At 33.5% G+C, this 687-nt stretch carries 1 protein-coding gene; it reads left to right on the top strand.

Features of this window, described 5'->3' with window-relative positions; all coding sequences use genetic code 11:
* Positions 1-107 precede the first annotated feature (107 nt).
* A partial coding sequence (locus ACP5S8_RS08505; protein WP_461876504.1) for an Rpn family recombination-promoting nuclease/putative transposase occupies positions 108-687 on the top strand: 580 nt, incomplete at its 3' end.

Here is a 687-nt window from a genome sequence, read left to right as displayed (position 1 = left end):
AACCTCCTTAGAGCAAAGCATTTTAACACACATAAAGATTTACACAAAATATTAGACAGTCCCTTTTAGAGGCTTACACTTTTTATAAGCTCTGCTATAATCTTCCTATGAAAGAAAAAGAAAACCTACCAGAGCATTTAAAAGACATTGAAGAACTAAGAAACATCCAATCTTCAGATGCTCTTTTTAAGCTAATCATGAAAAATCCAGATAACATAAAAACATTCCTACAAGCCTATGAACCAACACTAGCCAAACATCTTGATTTAGAAAACATAAGAGTGTTAGACACAGAAAAATACAACACCATAGAAGGCAAAAAGAAACACTTAGATTTAGCCTTTGAAGTAGATATTAAAGGTACAGATGAAAAGATAGAGCTCTATTTTATCGTAGAGCACAAATCAAACCCAGATAAAGGTATATTCCTTCAGCTGCTATCTTACATCTACGCTAAATACGAAGAAGCCTATAGAGAAAACAAAGACTTTCCCAATATTGTCCCTATAGTATTGTATGTAGGCAAAGAAGAATGGAATATACCAACCTCTACTGTTAAAGGCCTTCCTATTGATGAAGAGATAAAAGATTATCTTTTCAACCTATCTTATACCCTCAAAACTCCAAAGGAGATGGACCCAGAGAAAGTAGAGGCTATAAGAAAAGATATAGAGCTATATGCATATG

Origin of the sequence: Hydrogenobaculum sp. (genome assembly GCF_049967395.1) — a bacterium.
Taxonomy (GTDB): Bacteria; Aquificota; Aquificia; order Aquificales; family Aquificaceae; genus Hydrogenobaculum.
Note: the sequence above shows the minus strand (reverse complement) of the source record. Positions and strands in the feature narration are given on the sequence as shown.